The organism is Kitasatospora sp. NPDC057198 (assembly GCF_042670125.1).
In the GTDB taxonomy this organism is placed as follows: domain Bacteria; phylum Actinomycetota; class Actinomycetes; order Streptomycetales; family Streptomycetaceae; genus Kitasatospora.
Window position 1 is genome coordinate 1 of the sequence record NZ_JBHUWH010000825.1, and the last position, 1,726, is coordinate 1,726.

The following is a 1,726-nucleotide window of genomic DNA, read 5'->3' on the forward strand; positions in this document are numbered from 1 at the left end:
GCGCCGGGGCACCCCCCGGCGCCGCTCGTCCGGCACCCTGGCCGGCTGGCTGTCGGTGGCGCCCGCGCTGCTGGTGATCCTCGGGTTCACCTTCTACCCGATGGTGCAGTCGATGCTGCTGAGCACCGACCACTGGAACCTGCTGGGCCCCAAGACCTTCGTCGGCGCCGACAACTACCGCACCATCCTGGCGGCCGGGTCGTTCCGCGACAGCATGGTCAACACCGTGGTGTTCACCGCGATCACCATGGTCGGCACGTACGTGCTGGCGCTGGCCACCGCAATGGCCGCCAACCGCGAACTCGCCTCCGCCCGGCTGGTGCGCACGGTCACCGTGCTGCCCGCCGTCATCCCGATGGTGGTGGCCGGCCTGGTGTGGAAGTGGATGTACGAGCCCGACCACGGCCTGGTGAACACGATGGCCGGCCTGTTCGGCGCGGACGGCGCCCGCTGGCTGTTCGACAACCACCTGGCGCTGCCCGCCGTCGCGGTGGTGAGCATCTGGAAGGAGTTCGGGATCTACGCACTGATCCTGCTCGGCGGCCTGCAGCGGATCCCCGACGAGATCTACGAGGCGGCCACCATCGACCGGGCCGGCCCGTGGCGGCAGTTCCGTTCGATCACCCTGCCGATGCTCCGCCCGGCCAGCGCCGCGGTGTTCCTGCTGCTGCTGTTCAACTCCTTCAAGGTCTTCGACCAGGTCTGGGTGATGACCGAGGGCGGTCCCGGCAACGCCACCCTGACGGTGGTCACCTTCATCTACACCAAGCTGCTCAGCGACGTCGGCGTGGCCTCCGCGGCCTCGGTGGTGCTGTTCGCCGTCCTGCTCGCCCTGACCGTGCTGCGGCACTGGACGACCCGGAAGGAGTCGTGATGGCCAAGCCCGCCCGCGTACGCCGCCCGCTCTCCACGCTGTGGCTGGTCGCCGTCAGCGTCTTCGCCGGCCTGCCGGTGCTGTGGATGGCGCTGACCTCGTTCCAGTCCATGGACGACCTGGTCGGCACCGGACGGCACCTGCTGCCCGGCCACCTGTCCTTCGACGCGTACGGGGAGGTCGTCCGGGCCTACCCGTTCCTGCAGTGGTTCCTCAACTCGGTCCTGGTCTCGGGCGCGGTGGTGGCCGGCAACCTGGTCTTCGACACCCTGGCCGCCTACGGGCTGTCCCGGGTGCGCTTCCGGGGCCGGCAGGCGGTGTTCACCCTGATCCTCGCCACCCTGATGATCCCCACCCAGGTCATCCTGGTCCCGCTGTACCTGTTCATGCGCGACCTCGGCTGGATCGACACCTACTGGGCGCTGATCGTGCCGTTCCTGGCCAGCCCGACCGGGATCTTCCTGCTGCGCCAGCACCTGGTCACGCTGCCCGTGCAGCTCGACGAGGCCGCCGCGATCGACGGCGCCGGGCGGCTGCGCACCCTGGTGAGCGTCCTGCTGCCGAACTCCTGGTCCGCGCTGGGCACCGTCGCGGTGCTCAAGTTCATGTGGACCTGGGGCGAGTTCGCCTGGCCGTCGCTGGTCACCAACGACGAGCTGCTGCGCACCCTGCCGGTGGGCCTGGCCCGCTTCCAGAACCAGTTCGCCCCGCGCTGGGACCTGCTGATGGCCGGCTCCGTGCTGGCCGCGATCCCGGTCGTGCTGTGCTTCGTCCTGCTCCAGCGGACCTTCGTGCGCGGTATGACCGGCGGCGCGGTCAAGGAGTAGCCCCCGCCACCACCCCGGCCCGCCC

General features: G+C 70.2%; 2 protein-coding genes. Both read left to right on the plus strand.

Annotation, left to right across the window (positions count from 1 at the left end):
- On the plus strand, positions 1-874 hold an 874-nt coding region (locus tag ACFUEL_RS39370; RefSeq protein WP_380242983.1), incomplete at its 5' end, for a carbohydrate ABC transporter permease.
- Entirely contained in the window at positions 874-1,701 is an 828-nt protein-coding gene (locus ACFUEL_RS39375; RefSeq protein ID WP_380242985.1) for a carbohydrate ABC transporter permease, read from the plus strand. The genes ACFUEL_RS39370 and ACFUEL_RS39375, both read left to right, overlap by 1 nt.
- The last annotated feature ends 25 nt before the right edge of the window (positions 1,702-1,726 follow it).

Coding starts and splice junctions, on each gene's coding strand:
- ACFUEL_RS39375 (WP_380242985.1), top strand. CDS start 874: ATGGCCAAGCCCGCCCGCGTACGCCGCCCGCTCTCCACGCTGTGGCTG.